An 18,924-nucleotide genomic window follows, 5' to 3' on the forward strand; every position below is an offset into this window, starting at 1 on the left:
GCCCCACCGGCGCAGGGACCGCCCTAACGAAGGAGGAACCCGATGACCACCCGAACGAAATCGCCGACCCTGCTCGACAACCCGCCGATTCCCGTGCAGGCCAAGATCGCCGCCGCATGGACCAGCTTCATGTTCCTCTACATCTACGTCGACTACTTCCACCTCTACAAGCCCGGCACGGTCGACAACATCCTGGCCGGCGTCGTCTTCGAATTCGACATCAGCCCGACGTTGTTGACCATGATGCTCGCGTCTGTGGCGATCCCCGCCGTGATGGTGATGCTCTCCATAACGCTGCCCGGCCGCGCGAACCGCGGCACGAACCTCGTCGTCGCCTCGCTCTACATCCCCTACTCCGTGGTCAACGCGCTAGGGGAGTCCTGGGACTGGGCCTTCTTCTACGGCCTCTCCATTGGAATCGAGGTACTGCTCCTAACCTTCATCCTGCGCTCCGCGTGGACGTGGCCCCGAGCCCTCGCCGTCCCAGCCGCCGGTCCTGCGACGGTCGACCTCCGACAGTAGCCACCGCGGACACCGGCCCGACGGGTGACCACCTCAGTCGCGCTATACGCATAGCAACTTGCTCACGAACGGCCGGCCGAGACGTCCGCGGCGCTGTTCGCGCAGGCGGCCGACAGCTACCCGGGGCCCAGCCGCCGGGGGTCCGCGGTGCCCAACATCGCTCCCCGCAGAGCCGGCGTCTCAGCGCACGCCGGATACCTGGGCCGATTGGGCGGCCGATCGTCTTCCCTGGTTGATCCTGCACGTGCTCCTGGCGATGCTCATCGGCCACCTGGCGGTCGGCCCAACCACCCTCGTCGTCATCGCTGGATACTCGGCCGGCCTCAGATCCATGACAAGGCCACGGTCGAGCGCCTGGGCCCCCGACGCTGAACGCGCCTTCCCGCCGTATATGAAGGAGGCGGTATGCCGTGCACTCGCCGCGGTCGCCTCACGGCCCGTGGCTTCCGGCTGGTCACCTCGATCGCCCGGCTTCGGCACAGCCATCGGTTCTGAGCCTCTTCCTGCAGGCCAGAGCGTCCTGATCCTGTCGGTCACATAAGGCGTGTTGGCCGGCGCTGCCGGCACGTTCCAGGGGCGAGGTCCATGCCTACGCCGGAACCGACAGTATCAGCGCTCGTGTCAGCACCCGTGTCAGCGCGACGCCAGCTGCTCATCAGAGCGCCCAGCGACCGTAACGGCCATGAACGGTTCACTGATGGCGGCCGCGACGCCGCCGGCCCGCTACGGTGCCAGGTTCAAGAGCCACATGGCCATCATCCGGCTGGCGCCGACTGGCAAGAAAGGGCTGGGCGTGCCGCTATCAGCTGGGCCCCAGTCGCTCACCCCGCTCATCGAGACCCTGCGAGGCCTGCTGGCGGGTCCGCCGTCGGTGGTCCCGTTCTTCATGACGATCGCCGGGTGCGCCGTGCTCACTTTGCTCGGCTACCTGTGGGTGCGCGCGCAGTTCACGAAGCGATCTCGGCTGGCGTCTCGACCGAGGCGTTTCGCCTTGGCAGATCTGGACTTTGCCACCATCCAGGAGGCGGAGGCCTTTCTCGAGCTCTGCGCACGAGGGTGTGGACATGACGGGAGAGCCTTCCGGTGCTCGCATCCGCCTCGGACGCGCGGATCCTCCCCCGGTGGCCTGACCCGTCTCCTCGCGCACCGAGGCGAGCTTCTACCCGTCCGACCTGCGGAACAAGAAGGCGTACGGCCCCGCGACGGCCCCGCGACGGCCCCGCGACGGCCCCCGCGATGGCCCCGCGACGGCCCCCGCGATGGCCCCGCGACGGCCCCGCGACGGCCCCGCGACGGCCCCGCGACGGCCCCGCGACGGCCCCGCGACGGCCCCGCGACGGCCCCGCGACGGCCCCGCGACGGCCCCCGCGATGGCCCAGCAACGGCCCGCGACAGCACAGCGGCGGCCCAGCGACGGACGGCACGGCCCGCGACAGCACAGCGGCGGCCCAGGGACGGCCCCTTGCCACAGCCATGCGACACGCCAGGGCTCTGCCCACAGCCGTTGTGACAGGCCAGGCCCCTGACCGCCGCGACATGGCGCCAGAGCCACCGCCCCGCAATCGCGCAGGCCGAGCCCAGGCGGCGCCCCCTGCAAGATGGCGACCGAGGTCCCCGCCACCTCTCAGCCGAGCTGCTGAGCCAGCCCAACGACGATGCCCTCCGGCCCCCGGACGTAGCAGAGCCGATAGACGTCCTCGTAGTCCACCACCTCACCCACCAGCTCGGCGCCGTGGTTGAGCAACCGCCCCACGACCTCCTCGATGTCATCGACCGCGAACATGACCCGACGAATCCCCAGCGTGTTCGCGGGCGCGTCCCTCGGCTCCGGCCTGATCACCTCAGGCGTGTGGAACATGGCCAGCTCGATCCGCCCATGCCCGTCCGGCGTCTTCAGCATCGCGACCTCCTGCCGCACCCCGTCGAGCGCGATGACCCGCTCCACCCAGCGCCCCTCGGCCGGCCCCCTGCCCTCCACCTCCATGCCGATCTCGACGAAGAACGCGATGACGGCGTCGAGATCCTCGACCACGATGAGAACGTTGTCCATCCGCTGCAGCGCCATGCCGACCTCCTTCACGTGGTGCGGCCCACCACCGGGCCGCCTCTGCCCCTTGGACGGAGCCGACACCCCATTTCCGACACCCTCATGGCACCATCTTCGGGATCCGGTCCTCGGGGCCTTCAGCGCAGAATCCATCCCCCGTACGAGGGACCCTCATCCCTGACACCAGGGAGGCGGAAGATCGCTCCCCGGCGTGACGCCCCCGGCAGCCTCCGCTGCCTAATCTGCCACCCATGAAACCCACGGCCGAACCCCCGACCACCCCGAACGCTCAGCCGCGCACCACGGCAGGATGGCAGTCCCCGTGATCCGCGCAGCCTGGACCACCTTCGTAACAAGCCGCGCCCGCCTCATCGGCCTGATAACGGTAACCTTGATCACCCTGGCAGCGGGCCTCACCCTTGCCGCCACCTCCAACGCCACCTGCGGAACATTCGACCTGAAAACCCGCACAGAAGTCCCTGAGCCCTGCCCAGCCCCCATCCTCGGCCCCGGCGGCCAAGCCGTCCAAGACCACTTCTCCTTCGTCCACCAGCCATTGCGGGGCGACGGCAGCCTCACCGTCCGAGTCACCGCCATGACCGGCCGAATCAAGCAACCCCCACCCCCGGGCACAGGAGCCGGCCCAGCCCCCGTCCCCGGCCTCGTGCCATGGGCCAAGGCCGGCCTCATGGTCAAGGACGGCGTCAACCAGGGCTCCCCGTACGCCGCCATCATGGTGACCGCCGAGCACGGCGTCCGCATGCAGCACAACTTCACAGAAGACACGGCAGGCTCATCGGCTGACGGCTACCCACACTGGCTACGCCTGACCCGCACCGGCGACACCCTCACCGGCTTCGAATCAGCCGATGGCAACCAATGGACCGAGGTAGGCAAGGCAACCCTCGACGGCCTGCCCGACACAGTGCAAATCGGCCTCTTCGCCGCTTCTCCCGGCGCCATCACCAACAGCGGATCAGGCCCCGAATCCCGCTTCGCCGAAGCCACCGCCACCTTCGACCATCTCACCCCCCAAGCCGGCACCTGGAAGCACGACGACATCGGCGTGACGATGGAGCTCGACGGCGTCACTCCCCACCACCCGGGAGCCTTCATCCGCTCAGGCGACACGTTCACGGTGACCGGCGTCGGCGACATCGCCCCCAGCACCGACGGCCAGCCCATCGAGCGCATGCTCATCGGCGGCTTTGCAGCCCTGCTCCTCGTCATCATCATCGCAACCACCTACGCGACGACGTCCGAATCCCGCCCCAACGGCACCACCCTCCCTGCCAAGGCAGCTGTCATAGGCGCAGCATCCTTCGCCGCCGGAGTGATCCCCGCCGCCATCGTGATCCCCGTCAGCCTGGCCATCCTGCCGTCCAAAGGCGTCCACCCACACCCAATCGCCTGGCCGACATACCTCCAGCTGATCGTCGGCACCGGCCTCCTCTTCGCCGCCGTCGCCGTCCTGTCCGTCGCCATAGGCGGCCTGCTCAAGCGCACCCTCGTAGCCATCACGGCAACCACGACGCTGATCTTTGTCCCTTACCTCCTCGCCCTCGCAGGCATAGGCGAATGGCTCCTGATATTCACCCCCGCAGCCGGATTCGCGATCCAACAGAGCGTCAGTGAATACGCCCAGGTAGAGAACTTCTACCTGCCGGCCACGGGCTACTTCCCCCTCTCACCATGGGCCGGCCTCGCCGTCCTCTGCGCCTACGCCGCCCTCGCCCTGTGGTCAGCGACCTCGCTCCCCAAGCGCCGACGACCAGGCCACTCGAGAGCCCGCTGAGAGTCCGGGCGGAGGCCTCACGACGATGCGTGCCGCCCGCCCGCCGTTCCCCGCGTCAGCACAGCACGGCACGGCACACGGCACAGCGCGGCACGGCACGGCACACGGCACAGCGCGGCACGGCACGGCACGGCACGGCACGGCACAGCGCGGCACGGACACCACGCCTTCGCTCGACCGACGCTGGATCTCCGGTAGCTCCGCGGGCGATCTCCGCGGGGTCGAGCACGCGATATGACCCCCCGCCGGGCTGAGCATCGGCCGTGCGTAGACCCCCGCCGGGTCGAGCATCGCGCTGTACGTATACCTCCGCCGGGCGAGGAGCGGTACGGCACGGACGCCACCTCTGTGAGGCCAAGAAGACGGCCGCAACGTGATGTCACTCCCCGCGGGGTGAGAACGGGCGCGAGTCGAACCGAGCCACCACTCGCCGTGCGCGGCGGCGGAAGTGCCACGACCTAGGTAGACGCGAAGACGGGCGCCGAGGAAGGTAGGCCCGGATGGCTGTGGGGCGGGGTTACTGCCTACATCCGTGCTTTCAGCACATCGACCTCGCAACCCGGCAAGGACGGGTCGTACCCATGTTCCACCAGCCACCGAATGGCCAGCAGGCTTCGAATAGACCACCACCCGCGGATCACATCGAGGTCGACATCGCGGCCGTACCCGGCAACGAGGGCGTCAAGGTGCTCCTCATGCCCGAGCGTCAGGGTGGCGAGGTCGTACAGGGCGTCCCCTTGGCTCGCCTCCGACCAGTCGATCACGCCAGTGACCTTGTCGCCTTCGAGGAACACGTGACAGATCTGCAGATCGCCGTGAATGAACGCGGGCGTCCAAGGCCGGAGCGCGGCCTCGGCGACCTGACGGTTACGCGTGACGAGATCGGCAGGGAGGATGCCGTTCGTGACGAGCAGCTCACATTCCTGATCGAGTTCGGAAGTGATCTCGTCGAGGCTGCGACCGGGCCATGGCGGCAGCGGCGCATCGTGCAGCATCCGGACTGCGGCGCCCGCGGCGGCCCACGCGGCCGGAGAGGAGGTCGAAGGCTCGCCAAGGCGCCCGAGAGCTATCCCAGGGACAGCAGCGATCGCGAGTACAGGCGGCTTGCGCCACAACACCTCAGGAGTCGGGAGCGGCACCATGGCCATCGCCTCGACTTCTACGTCGATGCGTGCCTGATCGGTGTCGATCTTCAGGAATACATCACCGACACGCAGAGTCGCGCGCTGCTGATGGGCGACTACGACCTCGATGATCTCCTTCACGTCGGCCATTCTCTCGGCGACGAGCGTCATCGTCACCGGGTTTACAGCCTGCAGCGCGGACGAGGTGGCGGGACTATACGGCGGTGGCGGGAGGGGGCGTGTAGGTGATGTGCGTAGCGCTTCGCAGGTGAGCGGTCCCTTGTGCCGTCGAACTGGTCGTGCCGTGGGGTTGGTCGTGCCGTGGGGTTGGTCGTGCCGTGGGGTTGGTTGTGCCCAGGATTGGTTGTGCCCGGGATCGGTTGTGCTCGGGGTCAGTGGTGCCCGGGATCGGTTGGGCCCTGGGGTCGGTGGTGCCCTGGGGCCGGTTGTGTCATGGGCGGTGGCGGCATGGGGTCGGGTTCGTAGTGCCGTATAGCACAGGCGATCAACAATCTGGCGTTTGGGGTGGACTTGCAAAGTTGGTTAGCCTAACCTAACTTATTGCGGAGTTTCCCCCCGAGAGAACAGGAACGCCGCATGCGTGCGCTACGTCCAGCTCTAGTCGTGGCGGCGTTGAGCCTTGTGCTCATCGGCTGCGGCTCGCAGAACACCGCCGGTACCAGCTCCGCCGCTCAGCCGAGCGGGAGCGGGGCTCCGGCCGCTGCCGGTCCCTGGCAGTTCACCAACGGCGATGGACAGGTCGTCAAGGCCGACAAGGCACCCACGCGGATCATCGCCCACGCTGGTGAGGCGGCCGCGCTCATTTCCTTCGGCATCAAGCCGGTCGGCATCTACGCCGACGAGTCGGTGAAGACGGACCCCAACCTGAAGGACCTCGACCTCACGGGCATCGAGGTGCTCGGCGAGGAGTGGGGGAAGATCGACGTCGAGAAGGCCGCCGGGCTGCGTCCCGACCTGATCGTGGCCGACTGGTGGCCCGCCGAGAAGGCGCACAGCGGTCTGGAGGAGGGCGTCGACGAGAAGAGCAAGAAGCTCAAGGAGCTCGCTCCGATCGTGGGCGTCTCGCAGGGCAAGTCCATCGAGGACCTGGCCAAGGGGTACGAGGACCTGGCCAAGAGCCTCGGCGCCAAGGTCGACTCGCCGGAGATCGCCGCCAACAAGAAGCGGTTCGAGGAGGCGGTCGCCCGCTTCAAGGAGACGGTGTCGGCCAAGCCCGGCCTGACCGCGCTGGGGATGTCGCCCGCCGACGACAAGGTGTACGTCGCCAACCCCGAGTACGCCCCCGAGCTGCTGGACTTCCAGAAGTGGGGGCTGAAGGTCATCAATCCCTCCAAGCCTGACGCCGACTTCCCGTACTGGGAGTCGCTCAGCTGGGAGAACGCTGACCGGTACCAGCCTGACCTGATCCTGTGGGACGGGCGCTCCTTCAAGCCGACCTCCAACGACGAGTGGGGGACCAAGCAGCCGACGTGGTTCAAGATCAAGGCTGCAAAGGCTGGCGCAGTTGCCTCCTGGCCGGCGTACTGGATGCACACCTTCGGGCACTTCGCGACCGAGCTGGACAAGCTCACTGAGGCGATCAAGAGTGCCGACGAGAACATCGGTGACTGATCGCCGTCGATCGGTGAGGTCTGGTCACCGCACCATGGTGGCCAGGCCCCTGGCTGTGGCCAGGCCCAAGGCGGTGGCCGGGCGGTTGGCAGTTGCCAGGCGCAAGGCGACGGCCAGGTACAAGGCGACGGCCAGGCCCAAGGTGGTGGCCCCCAAGGCGACGGCCGGGCCAAAGGTGGTGGCCAGGCGCTTGGCGGTGATCACGCGTTTGGCGGGCATCGGTCGTTCGCGGGTGATCGGCCAGTGGCCGGTGATCGCTCGTTCGGCGGTGATCCGCGGGACGGCTTCGATCCGCAGGACGGGTTCGGTCCGCGGGACGGGTTCGGTCCACGGGACGACGTTGATTCGCTGCACGGCGCTGGCCCGCTGCACGGCGCTGGCCCGCTGCACGGCGCTGGCCCGCTGCACGGCGCTGACCCGCGGCGCGACGGCGTCGACCCCCCTGACCCGTGGTGACGTGCTGCACGACAGCGGCTGGCTGCCTGTTGGTGGCTGGCCGTGTGCGGGGACCTCTTCGCCGGCAGCGCCCCCGACCACGGCGGCCTCTGACATGACCCTCACGGCATGACCCCCCTCAACCCCACCCAGGACCATGACCCACACCCACGCACGATGACACAAACCCTCAAAGCACGCCGGGCCTCCCTTCTCGGGCCGGGGCTCGTGGTGCTGCTCGTCCTGTTGGCCGTCGCGGCCTTCCTGAGCGTCACGCAGGGAGCGCGCGACATCGGCCTGCCCGAGGTGATGCGCGCGCTCGGCGGCCTGTCGGTCGACGAGGCGATCACCAGTACGGTGACCCTCGAACTGCGGGTGCCGCGCACCCTGATCGGCATCCTGGTGGGTGCGGCGCTCGGCGTCGCGGGCGCGATCCTGCAGGGGGTGACCCGTAACCCGCTGGCCGATGCCGGGATCATGGGCATCAACGCGGGCGCCGCCGTGATGGTGGTCTTCGCGATCACCGTGCTGGGCATCCGGGGCGTCAGCCTCTACATCTGGTTCGCCTTCGCGGGTGCCGTCATCGCGACGCTGCTGGTGTACACGATCGCCTCGATGGGGCGGGAGGGCGCCACGCCGGTGAAGCTCGCGCTGGCGGGGGCGGCGGTGACCGCGGGGCTCACGTCGGTGACGACCGGCATCGTGATGACGAACGTCGACGCGCTGCAGGAGCTGCGGTTCTGGCAGGTCGGGGCGCTCGCAGGCAGGTACATGCCGGTGCTGGTCGGCGTGGCGCCGTTCCTGATCGTCGCCCTGGTGGTGGCGTTGGGGCTCGGCCGCATGCTCAACGGGCTGGCGCTCGGCGAGGACGTGGCGCGCGGACTGGGGCAACGGGTCGGCCTGACCAGGGCGGTCGCGTTCGGCGTGGTCGCGGTGCTGGCCGGGGCGGCGACGGCGGCGTGCGGGCCGATCGTCTTCATCGGCCTGGTGGTGCCGCACCTGGCGCGGCTCATCTGCGGGCCCGACTACCGATGGCTGCTGCCGTACTCCATGCTGCTGGCGCCGATCATCCTGCTGCTGGCCGACGTGCTCGGCCGGGTCGTGGGGGCGCCGGGCGAGCTGCAGGTGGGCGTGGTGCTCGGGGTGCTGGGCGCGCCGGTGTTCGTGGTGATCGTGCGTTATGGACGGATGTCGGAAGTATGACCACCCTGACCGTGGCGAAAGCCGTACGCGCCGACCGGCGCCGCCGTACGACCCGCACGGCGGTGGTGACCGGCGGGCTGGCCCTGGTGGTCTTCGCGTTGTTCGTGGTCACCATGATGGTCGGCAGCTTCCAGCTGAGCGCCGCCGAGGTGCTCGGGTCGCTGCTCGGCACGATCGACGACCCCAGCCTCGACTTCGTGGTGCTGGGGTTGCGCCTGCCGACGGCCGCTACGGGGCTGGCCGTGGGGCTGGCCCTGGGAGCCTCGGGGACGATCTTCCAGCATCTGCTGCGTAACCCGCTGGCCTCGCCCGACTTCGTGGGCATGTCGTCGGGCGCGAGCCTGGCGGCGGTCAGCGGGATCGTGTTCTTCCAGGTCGGCGGGCTGGTGGTGGCCGGGCTGGCGCTGGGCGGCGCGGTGGTGGCGGCCCTGCTGATGTATCTGCTCGCCTGGAAGGACGGGGTGAGCGGTTACCGGTTCATCCTGATCGGCATCGGTGTGGCGGCGTTCTTCGACGGGCTCATCGGGTTCGTGCTCACCAGGGCCCAGCTGTTCGAGGCGCGGCAGGCGATGCACTGGCTGACCGGCTCCGTGGGCCAGGCGAACCCGACGGAGCTGCGGCTGCTGCTGGGGTCGCTGGTGGTGCTGCTGCCGGTGGCGATGATGTTGCAGCGGCAGTTGCGGATGCTCGAGCTCGGCGACGACGCGGCGCGCGGGCTGGGCGTGTCGGCGGAGTTGTCGCGGGCTGGGCTGCTGGCGACGTCGGTGGTGCTGCTGGCGCTGGCCGTCGCGGCCGCGGGGCCGATCGTCTTCGTGGCGCTCGTGGCTGGGCCGATCGCCAACCGGCTGCTGGGGCCCGCGACCGGCGGGATCGCCCCGGCCGCGCTCGTGGGCGCCGCGGTGTTGCTGACCTCCGACCTCGTCGCCGTTCACCTGCTGCCCGCGCCGTTGCCGACGGGCGTGGTGACCGGTGCGGTCGGCGCGCCGTACCTCCTGTGGCTGCTGGCCACCACGAATCGACAAGGAACAGGCGGATGACCCGACTGCGCGCCGAAGGGCTCTCCCTCGGATACGACGACGCGACGGTCGTCACCAACCTCGACGTCACCGTGCTCGACCGCAAGGTGACCGCCATCGTCGGGGCCAACGCCTGCGGCAAGTCGACGCTGCTGCGCGGCATGGCCCGCCTGCTCAAGCCCCGTAAGGGCGCCGTCTATCTCGACGACCGCCCGATGGCCGAGCTGAGCACGCTGGAGGTGGCCAAGGTGCTGGGCCTGCTGCCGCAGACGCCGGTCGCGCCCGACGGCATCACCGTCGCCGACCTGGTCGGCCGCGGGCGCTACCCGCACCAGGGCTGGTTCCGCCGCTGGACCGAGCGTGACCACGAGGCGGTGACGCTGGCGCTGGCGGCGACCGACACCGCCGACCTGATCGACCGCCCGCTGCGCGGCCTGTCGGGCGGGCAGCGGCAGCGCGTCTGGGTGGCGATGGCGCTCGCCCAGGACACCGACCTGCTGCTGCTCGACGAGCCCACCACCTACCTCGACATCAATCACCAGGTCGAGCTGCTGCGCCTGCTGCGCAAGCTGAACGGCGAGCAGGGCAAGACGATCGTGGCCGTGCTGCACGACCTGAACCTGGCCAGCCGCTACTGCGACCACATCATCGCCATGGCGGACGGCTCGATCGTCGCCGAGGGGCCGCCCGCGTCGGTGATCACGGCGGAGCTGGTGCAGAAGGTCTTCGGCCTGTCCTGTGTGATCGTCACCGATCCGGTGGCGGGGACCCCGATCGTGGTGCCCGGCGAATAAGAGCTCCTGGCGCGTAGGTGCTCCTGGCGAATAAGGGCTCCCGGCGCGTAAGGGCTCCCGGCGAATAAGGGCTCCTGGCGAGTAAGGGCGCTAGCGGGCGAAGTCGTCGGTGATGTCCCGGTTGCCGAACTCGTCGGGGGCCGGGACCTCGACGATCGGCTCGGGCCGGTCGTCGAACTCCAGGCGCAGCGCCCTCGACATGGTGGCGTGCATCTCGTACAGGCACGTCACGTAGGTCAGCTCGAGGATCTGCTCGTCGGGCAGATGCTTCTTGAGTACGGCGAAGACCTCGTCGGCCACCCGCCCGCCGTCGAGGACGAGCCCGTCGGTGTAGGCGAGCACGGCGCGTTCGAGCTCGCCGAAGTGCTCGCTGACCTGCCACGCGGCCACGGCCGCGATCTTCTCTTCCGGTACGGCGAGCGCGCGCAGTTGCTTGCAGTGCTGCGAGTAGACGAACTGCGACTGCCGCGCCCACCCCGCCCGGGTCTGGCCCAGTTCCCGCAGCAGCGGGTCGAGCCCTCCCGAGCGGTAGAGCTGGAAGCCCTGCACGCAGTGTTTGAGTATGCGCGGGTCGAGCGCGAAGACCGTCCACCAGGTGCCGGGGGAGCCGGTGGCGGTGCCCTCGCGGTCGGGGGAGAAGAGCCGGTCGTAGAAGTAGCGCGTGAGCGAGTCGGTCACCTCGTCGGAGGGGACCTCACGAAGGCGCGGCATCAGACCGTCCGCTCGGCGGCGGTCTTGGGCTGGTGGCGCACGTCGGAGGGCAGGTTCAGCTCCCGCAGCCAGCACGCGAACTCGATCAGGATGCCGTCGGGGTCCTTGAAGTAGATCGAGCGCACGAACACCCCTTCGTGCACGGAGGGGGCGACGCCGAACTCGCTGTCGTCGTGGTTGAGCAGCACCCCTACGTCGACGCCCTTGGCGATGAGCTTGTCGCGGTACTCCTCGATCAGCTCGGGCGGCACGTCGAAGGCGATGTGGTTCATCGAGCCGACCGCCGACAGCAGTTCGCCTCTGTCGGGCAGGTTCTTCGGCGCCGAGACGCCCGGCACGGGCTCGGGCGCGTCGGGGAACCAGAAGAACGCCAGCGCGTTGCCGCCCCCGCAGTCGAAGAAGAAGTGCTGGCCCCAGCCCATCGGCAGCTCGATCGTCTTGATCAGCGGCATGCCCAGGATGCCGGAGTAGAAGTCGACGGTGCGCTCCATGTCCGAGCAGACCAGGGCTAGGTGGTTGACGCCGCGCAGCTCGAATTCGGTGTTCATAGGCTCATTTAACGCGCGGAAGCAGCAGAGCAGAAGGATGTTCCGGCGAATGGGACACCTCGATGTCGGCCGGGACCATCTCGTCTGAAGCGGACGCCAGCGAGCCTGTCCCGAAATTTCGGGCAATGGTGGGGTAGGCGCCGCTGGCGATGTGCACCCGCACCCGATGCCCCGCCTTGAACCGGTGCCCGATCGGCCACAACTCCACCTCGACTCGCCGCCACCCGTCGGCATCCGGCTCCGCCGACGAAAGAGAGGAGGAGGGGGGAGGGGCGAGAGTAGAAGGGGCCGGGGAAGAGCCCTGGTCGTCGAGGGCGCCTCCCGACGGCCGCAGCCGCCGCACCCCCTCGCACACGTTCATCGAGCGCCCGTCCGGATGCACGTCGCACAGCCGTACGACGATGTCCACGTGCGGCGTGCTGGAGCGCACCCACAGCCGCGCCGACACGGGCCCGATCGCCTCCAGGTCCTCCCGCAGCGGCTCGCCGCTGTAGACGAGCACGTCGCGCCGCGCCTCCAGCCGGCGCTGGTCGCGCGGCAGCGAGTTGGACAGCAGCACCGGCCCGCCGATCACCGGCGTCGGGTGCTCCGGGTGGTATCGGTACCGGTCGGGCTCCGAGGGCCGGGGGTTGTCCGGCGACAGGCCGAACCCGGGCTGCAGGTGCCAGGGCTCGGCGCGCATGCCGGGCACCGGCCAGTCGGGGTAGTCGCGCCACTCGCCGGCGCCCGTGATGTGCAGGCGCACCGGGTCGGCCCGCAGCCCGGACGGGTCGCTCATGAGGTGCGCGCGGAACCAGGCCAGCGCGTCGGCGGTGGAGTAGCGCCCCTGCCGCGGGTCGACGTGGTACCAGGGCCCCACGGTCAGCTGGGGCCGCCGCCCGGCCGCGCGCAGCGTCAGGTAGTCGCGCAGCTGCCACGGCAGGAACACGTCGTACCACCCGCCGACCAGGGTGACCGGCGCCTCGACCTCGCCGACCGCGGCGGAGAAGTCGCGCTTGCTCCAGTACGGCACAGCCGGGTCGGCGTGGTGCCCGAGCAGGTCCCGGTAGAAGGCCAGCGGCTGCCCGGCCGAGACGAGGTCGAGCTCGTCCACGGCCCGCTTGGACAGCACCGCCCGCCGCGCGTTGCGCGGGGCGCGCAGGATGGCGGTGGCGCCGAACCGCCCGGTCATCGCGTGGGTGAGCGTGGTCCATGACAGCGTCGACTCCAGGGCGAAGGCGCCGCCCACGTAGGCGGCGTCGCGGAACTGGGAGGCGCTGATCTGCACCGCCATGGCCTTGAGGTCGGGCCCGGCGTAGGGGGCGATCGCCCACTGGGTGTAGCCCAGGTAGGAGGGTCCGAACATGCCGAACGTCCCGCCGTACCAGCTCTGGCGCCGCAGCCAGGCGACGGTGGCGAGCCCGTCGTCGTGCTCGTCGCCGAGCGGGTCGAGCAGGCCGCCGGAGCCGTAGCCGCCGCGGCAGCTCTGCATGACGACCTGGAAGCCCTGGCGGGCGAAGCCGCGGCCGAAGGCCCAGCCGAACGCGCCGCGCCTGCCGTACGGAGAGCGGATCAGGATCGTCGGCGGCCGTTCGGCCCCCACCGGGATGTAGCGGTCGGCCAGGAGGACGACGCCGTCGGGCATCGGCACGGGGAGATCACGTTGCAGCCGGACGCGAAAGGCCATTACTCATGAGTAACAGATGGAGCCCGGGGTGCGGTAGCCCGGGTCCCTCGCTCAGCGCAGGGTCACCGCGACGTCGACGACCTGGCGGCTGCTCGGGAACGTTCCAATGAGCATCGCGTTCCCGGTCAGCGCGTTGACCGTGTAGAAACGGTAGGCGCCGTTGACGCGCAGCGTGGCGTAGGCGGTGTTCGACACCGTCACGCCGTCGCGCACCTTGCTGTGGATGTCGAACCCGGCCACGGGTCCGGCGTCGACGCCCAGCTTGCCGGTGGGCGCCAGGGAGCCCGCGTTGGCGGGCGACTGCAGGGAGACCTGGTCGCCGGTGGTGTCCACGTCGAACAGCGTCGTGGCGGTGGCCGGGCTCAGGTCGTTGTTGGTGTAGGCGGCGCCGGTGACGCCCAGGGCGGTGACGCCGGTGGTGGCCGGGGGCACGGGCGGGTTGGTGAGCTTGCCGTCGGTCACGGTCATGCCCGCCGCGGGTGCGCCCATGGCGTCGTCGATGTTGTGCCGCAGGTTCTGCCCGGTGTCGCTGATCACCCGCAGCCGGTTGGCGGCCGGGTTGAAGTCGACGCCGAAGCTGCGCCCGTCGAGGTCGACGGTGAGCTGGGAGACCTTGCTCGCCCTGGCGCGGGCGTCGAGGGTGTAGACGCCGCCCTTGTCGCCGACGGCGTAGAGCTTGCCGTCCTGGACGCGGAAGTCGATGCCGACGACCTTGGCGTCGCCCCTGAGCCCCGCGACCTTGCCGATCCGGTTGGTGGAGCGCGGGTTGTCGGCCTGGAAGGCGACGAGGGTGCCGTCGTCGGTCAGGCCGATGACGGTGGGTCCTGCCCGGTGGGTGGTCGCCGCGCTCGCGGGGGAGGCCGCGAGAGTCCCCGCCGCCACGGCGAGCAGGCCCGCCATGAGTGCCTTTCGCATGGGTGCTCCTTGGGTGAGGTTGCTGTCCCCGGTACTTCGGTGCGGAGCCCGCCGCGGATTGCCTACGGTCGCGTAAGGAGATCGATTGTTGGCACACTGTCGGGTCATGGGACGAATCACGGCATTTGTCGCCTTGGGGGACAGTTTCACCGAGGGGCTCGAAGACCCCGCCGAACAGGGGTACCGGGGCTGGGCGGATCGCCTGGCCGAACACATCGAGGCGCGGGATCCGGGACTGCGCTACGCCAACCTGGCCGTGCGCGGCCGCCTCATCCAGCAGATCGTGCGGGAGCAGGTGCCTGCGGCCGTGGCCAGTGGAGCCGACCTGGTCTCGTTGTGCGGGGGAGGCAACGACATCATCCGGCCGGGGGCGCGGGTGGAGCAGGTGGCCCGCTGGCTGGAGGAAGGGGTGCGGCGGATCAGGGAATCCGGCGCGCAGGTGCTCCTGTTCACCGGCTTCGACCTGCGCCACGTGCCCGTCATGCGGCTGGCGCACACGAAGATCGAACAGTACAACCTGCACATCCACGACATCGCCCGGCGCCACGACACGCTCCTGGTGGACCTGTGGCCGATGCCGACCTTCCGCGACCGGCGCGCCTGGAGCGAGGACCGGCTGCACCTCAGCTCCGACGGCCACCGCCGGGTGGCGCTGCGCGCCGCCGAGGTGATCGGGCTGCCGGTCGACGACGACTGGCGCAACCCCTACCCGTACGTGCCGCAGCAGGGCTGGACCCTCAACAGGCGCGACGACCTGCACTGGGCCAGGGTCCACCTCGCCCCCTGGATCACCCGCCGGTTCAACGGGCGATCGTCAGGGGACGAGGTGGACCCCAAACGGCCGGACCTTATCCCGATTTATCCGGACGCTCGGAGATCCGGATGAGGTTCACGATCGGCTGGCCCTGCCGTACGGCGAAGCGCACGTTGAGCTGCCCGTCGGTCACCGTCGTGGTGTAGGAGCGGGCGCTGGCGGTGTAGTTGCCCACCTCCAGCGCCAGGTCCAGCGCCGGGATGGCCAGCTGGCCCTCGACCAGCACGTCGAAGACGCGCCTGCCGATCTGCGAGCCGCGGGTGTCGGCGAAGCCCAGCTCCACCGTGTAGGTGCCCGCGGGCACGTTGTCGAAGCGGTACTCCAGCATGTTCTCCCGCGCGGTGCGATACAGCGCCTGGTCGGAGGTGCCGGAGATCGTGCGGTTGGTGGTGTGGGTGCGGTTGCTGGTGCCCACCCAGCCGTAGGAACCGGCAGAGTACTTGCGGTCCGGACTCCAGGCGTCGCCGACCGCGTCGACGGAGGACTTGGTGCCGCCCGCGTCGACCGCGACCTGCAGCTTGGGCACCACCACGGTCACGAGCACCTCGGAGATCGGCTTGCGCCCGCTGTTCGACTTGACGATCAGCTTGGCCGCCTGCGTCGTGCCGGGCGCCACCCCGGCGCTGGAGACGGTGACGGTCACCGTCGCCTTGGCGCCCTTGGCCAGCTCACCCGAGGTGGGCGCGGCGGTCAGCCAGCCCGCCTCGCTGGTGACGGTGTAGGCGGCCGGCGAGCCGAGGTTGGTCAGCTCGAAGGTCCGCGTGCGGGTGGCGTTGGTGGGCATCACCACGGTGATCTCGCCCACGCTCGCCGCGACCGCACCCGTGACCAGGGCGGTGTCGATCCTGGTGACGGAACCCGCCGCCACCGTCACCTCCTGGGTGAAGGTGCCGTAGTGCTCCTTGGAGACCGTCACCTGGTAGTCGCCCGCGAGCACCTGGCCGTAGAAGGAGCCGTCGGCGATCGTGGTGAAGGTCGCCACGTCGCCGATCTTGACCGTCGCCCCGGCCAGCGGCTTGCCGTCGTTGGCGTCGGACACCACGCCGGTGACCAGGCCGTGGCGGCTGGCCGAGATGGTGATCGACTGGCCGCTGGAGACCGCCGCGCCCTCGTAGGAGTACAGCAGCGCGTCGGTGCCCGTGGCGTTCTCGACGCCGATCGTGGCGCTGGTGCCGCGCTCGCGCTCGGAGTCAATGCTCGCATACCGGTAGGAGACCGAGCCGTTCTCACTCAGGATCAGTGAGAAGGAGATCCGCAGGTCGGTGGCGTTGTAGAACTTCACGTTGCGCCACTCGACCACGAACTGGCGGTTGGGCGCGGTGCCCGACGAGGCCGTGTAGATGCCGGACTCCGCGTCGGCGACCAGGTCGTCCCAGTAGGCGTAGACGGAGTTGTTGGGCGATGCGGTCGAGGGGATCGTGCCGTTGCTGCCCGTCACCGTGTCGTTGCCCGACATGTTGAGGTAGCCGTTGGTGCTGATCAGGGCGTTGGTCTGGGCCACGCCGTAGAAGGGGAAGGCGAACGGCAGGGTGACCCGCTGGCCCTGGTCGTCGCCGGTCAGGGCGAGCTTCTCCGTTCCCTGGACGTACGGCTCGGCCCCGCTGCGGCAGGTGTAGCCGAAGTTGTCGCCACGCAGCGGCAGCTCCACGTCCTTGGTCACGTCACCGGTCACCACGACCTCGGCCTGCGCCCCGCTGGAACACCGCGAGCCCGGAGTGATCCGCAGCGTGTAGGTGCCCAGGGGCAGGGAGAGGCTGTAGCGGCCCTGCGCGTCGGTCGTCGTGCTCGCCGGGGTGCCGACCGCCTCGACCGTGGCGTTCGGCTCCGCCGTACCGGCCGTGGTGATCGTGCCGGAGACCGTCGCTGACGGCAGCTGGGTCAGGGACAGGTCGGCGGTCGCGTTCTGGTCGGCCACGACCGTGGCGGTGCCGGTGGCGTTCTCGTAGCCGTACTTGGAGGCGGTGATCTGGTAGTCGCCCGGGCTCAGGCGCGGGAAGGCGTACGTGCCGTCGGGGCCGGTGACCACCGAGCGGTCCAGCGGCCCGGAGACGGTGACGGTGACGCCGCTCACCGGGCTGCCGCCGGAGGTGACCGTGCCGCCGAGGCCGCCCATGCCGCCGCGCGGGGTGGCCTGGACGGCGGCGAAGGCGTCGAGCCTGCCCTCGCCCCAGTTGCCGTTGTCGTCGGCGGTGCCGCCGCAGCCGAGGTCGTCGACGTCGATCGCGGTGTCGTCGAGCAGCTGGCGGGTGGCGTCGATGTCGCCGATGAGCGCCGGGGCCGCCGACCACATCAGCGCGACCGTGGCCGCCACGTGGGGCGAGGCCATCGAGGTGCCGGTGTAGTTGTCGTAGCCGCCGCCGGGGACCGACGAGCGCACGCTCACCGCGGGAGCGGAGATGTTGGGCTTGGTCTCCGGCCGGGAGGCCGAGCCGCGGCTGGAGTTGGTGTAGATCGCGTTGTTGATGTCGAAGCCGCCGGTGCTGTAGCTGTTGAGGTAGTCACCGGGCGATCCGGCGGTGCCGCACGCGGGGCCGGAGTTGCCGCTGGAGAACATCGGGAAGATGCCCGCGGCCACCCACGAGTCGACGATCTCCTGGTACCAGGGGTCGCCGCCGGGGCCGCCCCACGAGTTGTTGACGATGTCGGGGGCCAGCTCCGGGCGCGGGTTGGCGCCGCTGAGGTCGGTCGGCGCGGCGATCCACTGGCCGGCCGACAGCAGCGAGGCGTCGCTGCAGGTGCGGGCCTCGCAGCCCTTGGCGGCGATCCACGTGGCGCCGGGTGCGACGCCGATGCCGTTCTGGCCGAGCATGGTTCCCATCACGTGGGTGCCGTGTCCCTGGTTGTCGCAGGGCGCGGCGGTCGGGCAGATGTCGGCCGGGTCGTGCCAGTTGTAGTTGTGGTCGAAGGTGCCGTCGGCGTTGCGGCCGCGATACCGCGAAGCGATCTCGGGGTGGGTGAGATCGGCGCCGGTGTCGATGTGGGCCACGACGATGCCCTCGCCGCGCACGCCCAGTTCGCTCCAGACGCGGGGGGCGCCGACGCGGTCGATGTTCCACTCCACGGCGTTGACCTGCGCCTGGGAGGGTGCCTCGACGACCTTGGGCACTTCCAGCACCCGGATCGGGGTGAGCGCCGTGACCTCGGGGAGCTTGGCGAGCTCGGCGGCCAGCTTGGCGTCGCCGGTCACCTTGACGGCGTTGACCAGCCAGTAGGAGGTGAAGTCGGCCTTGACCGACTTCAGCAGGTCGATGACGTTCGCCTGGGTGCTCTTGGCGAACTGGGTCTTGGTCTCGTAGACGCTCTTGGCCTTGGCCGTCTTGGTGGTGGCCCGGCGTGCTTCGGCCAGGCTCGCCTGGCCCTTGACGCGGACCCAGAAAGTGGCCTTGTCGTCCTGATCCAGATCGGCGGCGACCGCCTTGTCGATCTTGTCAGGATCCGGAGCGGCGTGGGCGACGCCGCTCGTGAAGGTGAGGGTGAGGAACGCGGATAAGACCGCCCGGGTGATCTTTCCAGCCATGTGCTGACAGTGCGACCGAGTTGACTGCTTTGCAAGTGGCATTTATCGCCGAAATGTCAAAAGTCATGAAGCGTTACGCTAGCGACATCTGGTGAGACCGGTTTCCCCCGCCCCGTGCTACGATCCCAGGCATGCGAAACACCCTCCAGCTTCAGTGGTGGCGCCGCTCCTAGGCGGCGCGAGTT

At 69.7% G+C, this 18,924-nt stretch carries 15 protein-coding genes; 7 read left to right on the forward strand and 8 right to left on the reverse strand.

From position 1 onward, the window contains the following. Nucleotides 1-42: 42 nt before the first annotated feature. The gene (locus ACIBH1_RS10370) at nt 43-522 is read left to right on the forward strand and encodes a DUF6326 family protein (RefSeq protein ID WP_397313373.1); all 480 of its coding nucleotides are present in this window, start codon (nt 43-45) and stop codon (nt 520-522) included. Between the two features lie 1,624 nt (nt 523-2,146). On the opposite strand, the gene ACIBH1_RS10375 is transcribed toward ACIBH1_RS10370, so the two are convergent. Next, complete coding sequence (locus ACIBH1_RS10375; RefSeq protein ID WP_397313374.1) at nt 2,147-2,587, reverse strand: VOC family protein; 441 nt, start codon at nt 2,585-2,587, stop codon at nt 2,147-2,149. A gap of 304 nt (nt 2,588-2,891) precedes the next feature. Between ACIBH1_RS10375 and ACIBH1_RS10380 the strand changes: the two genes are divergently transcribed. Next, a complete protein-coding gene (locus ACIBH1_RS10380) occupies nt 2,892-4,364 on the forward strand; it encodes a hypothetical protein (RefSeq protein ID WP_397313375.1) in 1,473 nt (490 codons plus the stop codon). A 524-nt stretch (nt 4,365-4,888) separates the two neighbouring features. Here ACIBH1_RS10380 and ACIBH1_RS10385 read toward each other — a convergent pair. Further along, entirely contained in the window at nt 4,889-5,659 is a 771-nt protein-coding gene (locus ACIBH1_RS10385) for a phosphotransferase family protein (RefSeq protein WP_397313376.1), read from the reverse strand. Nucleotides 5,660-6,085: 426 nt separating this feature from the next. Here ACIBH1_RS10385 and ACIBH1_RS10390 point away from each other — a divergent pair, with 426 nt between their 5' ends. Further along, the gene (locus ACIBH1_RS10390; RefSeq protein ID WP_397313377.1) at nt 6,086-7,120 is read left to right on the forward strand and encodes an ABC transporter substrate-binding protein; all 1,035 of its coding nucleotides are present in this window, start codon (nt 6,086-6,088) and stop codon (nt 7,118-7,120) included. Between the two features lie 24 nt (nt 7,121-7,144). Here ACIBH1_RS10390 and ACIBH1_RS10395 read toward each other — a convergent pair whose 3' ends face one another. After that, nucleotides 7,145-7,672 carry a hypothetical protein gene (locus ACIBH1_RS10395; RefSeq protein ID WP_397313378.1) on the reverse strand — a complete coding sequence of 176 codons (528 nt, stop codon included), beginning with the start codon at nt 7,670-7,672 and terminating at the stop codon, nt 7,145-7,147. A gap of 60 nt (nt 7,673-7,732) precedes the next feature. Here ACIBH1_RS10395 and ACIBH1_RS10400 point away from each other — a divergent pair, with 60 nt between their 5' ends. The 3 genes from ACIBH1_RS10400 to ACIBH1_RS10410 are packed head-to-tail and all read left to right on the forward strand — an operon-like array spanning nt 7,733 to nt 10,568. Next, nucleotides 7,733-8,758: a FecCD family ABC transporter permease gene (locus tag ACIBH1_RS10400; protein WP_397313379.1), complete on the forward strand. Its 1,026-nt coding sequence runs from the start codon at nt 7,733-7,735 to the stop codon at nt 8,756-8,758. Further along, nucleotides 8,755-9,795 carry a FecCD family ABC transporter permease gene (locus ACIBH1_RS10405; RefSeq protein ID WP_397313380.1) on the forward strand — a complete coding sequence of 347 codons (1,041 nt, stop codon included), beginning with the start codon at nt 8,755-8,757 and terminating at the stop codon, nt 9,793-9,795. The genes ACIBH1_RS10400 and ACIBH1_RS10405 overlap by 4 nt, the downstream gene beginning before the upstream one ends. Continuing rightward, on the forward strand, nt 9,792-10,568 hold the full coding sequence (locus ACIBH1_RS10410) for an ABC transporter ATP-binding protein (protein WP_397313381.1): 777 nt from the start codon (nt 9,792-9,794) through the stop codon (nt 10,566-10,568). Before ACIBH1_RS10405 ends, ACIBH1_RS10410 begins: the two co-directional genes overlap by 4 nt. Before the next feature lie 90 nt (nt 10,569-10,658). Here ACIBH1_RS10410 and ACIBH1_RS10415 read toward each other — a convergent pair whose 3' ends face one another. Genes ACIBH1_RS10415 through ACIBH1_RS10430 form a run of 4 tightly spaced genes read right to left on the reverse strand, consistent with a single transcriptional unit; the run spans nt 10,659 to nt 14,408 of the window. Further along, on the reverse strand, nt 10,659-11,279 hold the full coding sequence (locus ACIBH1_RS10415) for a carboxymuconolactone decarboxylase family protein (RefSeq protein WP_397313382.1): 621 nt from the start codon (nt 11,277-11,279) through the stop codon (nt 10,659-10,661). Then, nucleotides 11,279-11,827 carry a VOC family protein gene (locus tag ACIBH1_RS10420; RefSeq protein WP_397313383.1) on the reverse strand — a complete coding sequence of 183 codons (549 nt, stop codon included), beginning with the start codon at nt 11,825-11,827 and terminating at the stop codon, nt 11,279-11,281. Before ACIBH1_RS10420 ends, ACIBH1_RS10415 begins: the two co-directional genes overlap by 1 nt. Nucleotides 11,828-11,831: 4 nt before the next feature. Next, nucleotides 11,832-13,493 carry a CocE/NonD family hydrolase gene (locus ACIBH1_RS10425; RefSeq protein ID WP_397313384.1) on the reverse strand — a complete coding sequence of 554 codons (1,662 nt, stop codon included), beginning with the start codon at nt 13,491-13,493 and terminating at the stop codon, nt 11,832-11,834. A 51-nt stretch (nt 13,494-13,544) separates the two neighbouring features. Beyond that, on the reverse strand, nt 13,545-14,408 hold the full coding sequence (locus ACIBH1_RS10430; RefSeq protein ID WP_397313385.1) for a DUF4394 domain-containing protein: 864 nt from the start codon (nt 14,406-14,408) through the stop codon (nt 13,545-13,547). A 106-nt stretch (nt 14,409-14,514) separates the two neighbouring features. Here ACIBH1_RS10430 and ACIBH1_RS10435 point away from each other — a divergent pair, with 106 nt between their 5' ends. Next, complete coding sequence (locus ACIBH1_RS10435) at nt 14,515-15,294, forward strand: SGNH/GDSL hydrolase family protein (RefSeq protein WP_397313386.1); 780 nt, start codon at nt 14,515-14,517, stop codon at nt 15,292-15,294. Here ACIBH1_RS10435 and ACIBH1_RS10440 read toward each other — a convergent pair. Continuing rightward, the gene (locus tag ACIBH1_RS10440; RefSeq protein ID WP_397313387.1) at nt 15,257-18,739 is read right to left on the reverse strand and encodes a S8 family serine peptidase; all 3,483 of its coding nucleotides are present in this window, start codon (nt 18,737-18,739) and stop codon (nt 15,257-15,259) included. The two genes, ACIBH1_RS10435 and ACIBH1_RS10440, sit on opposite strands and share 38 nt — an antisense overlap. Nucleotides 18,740-18,924: the final 185 nt, after the last annotated feature.

Origin of the sequence: Nonomuraea sp. NPDC050663 (assembly GCF_044456985.1) — a bacterium.
In the GTDB taxonomy this organism is placed as follows: Bacteria; Actinomycetota; Actinomycetes; order Streptosporangiales; family Streptosporangiaceae; genus Nonomuraea.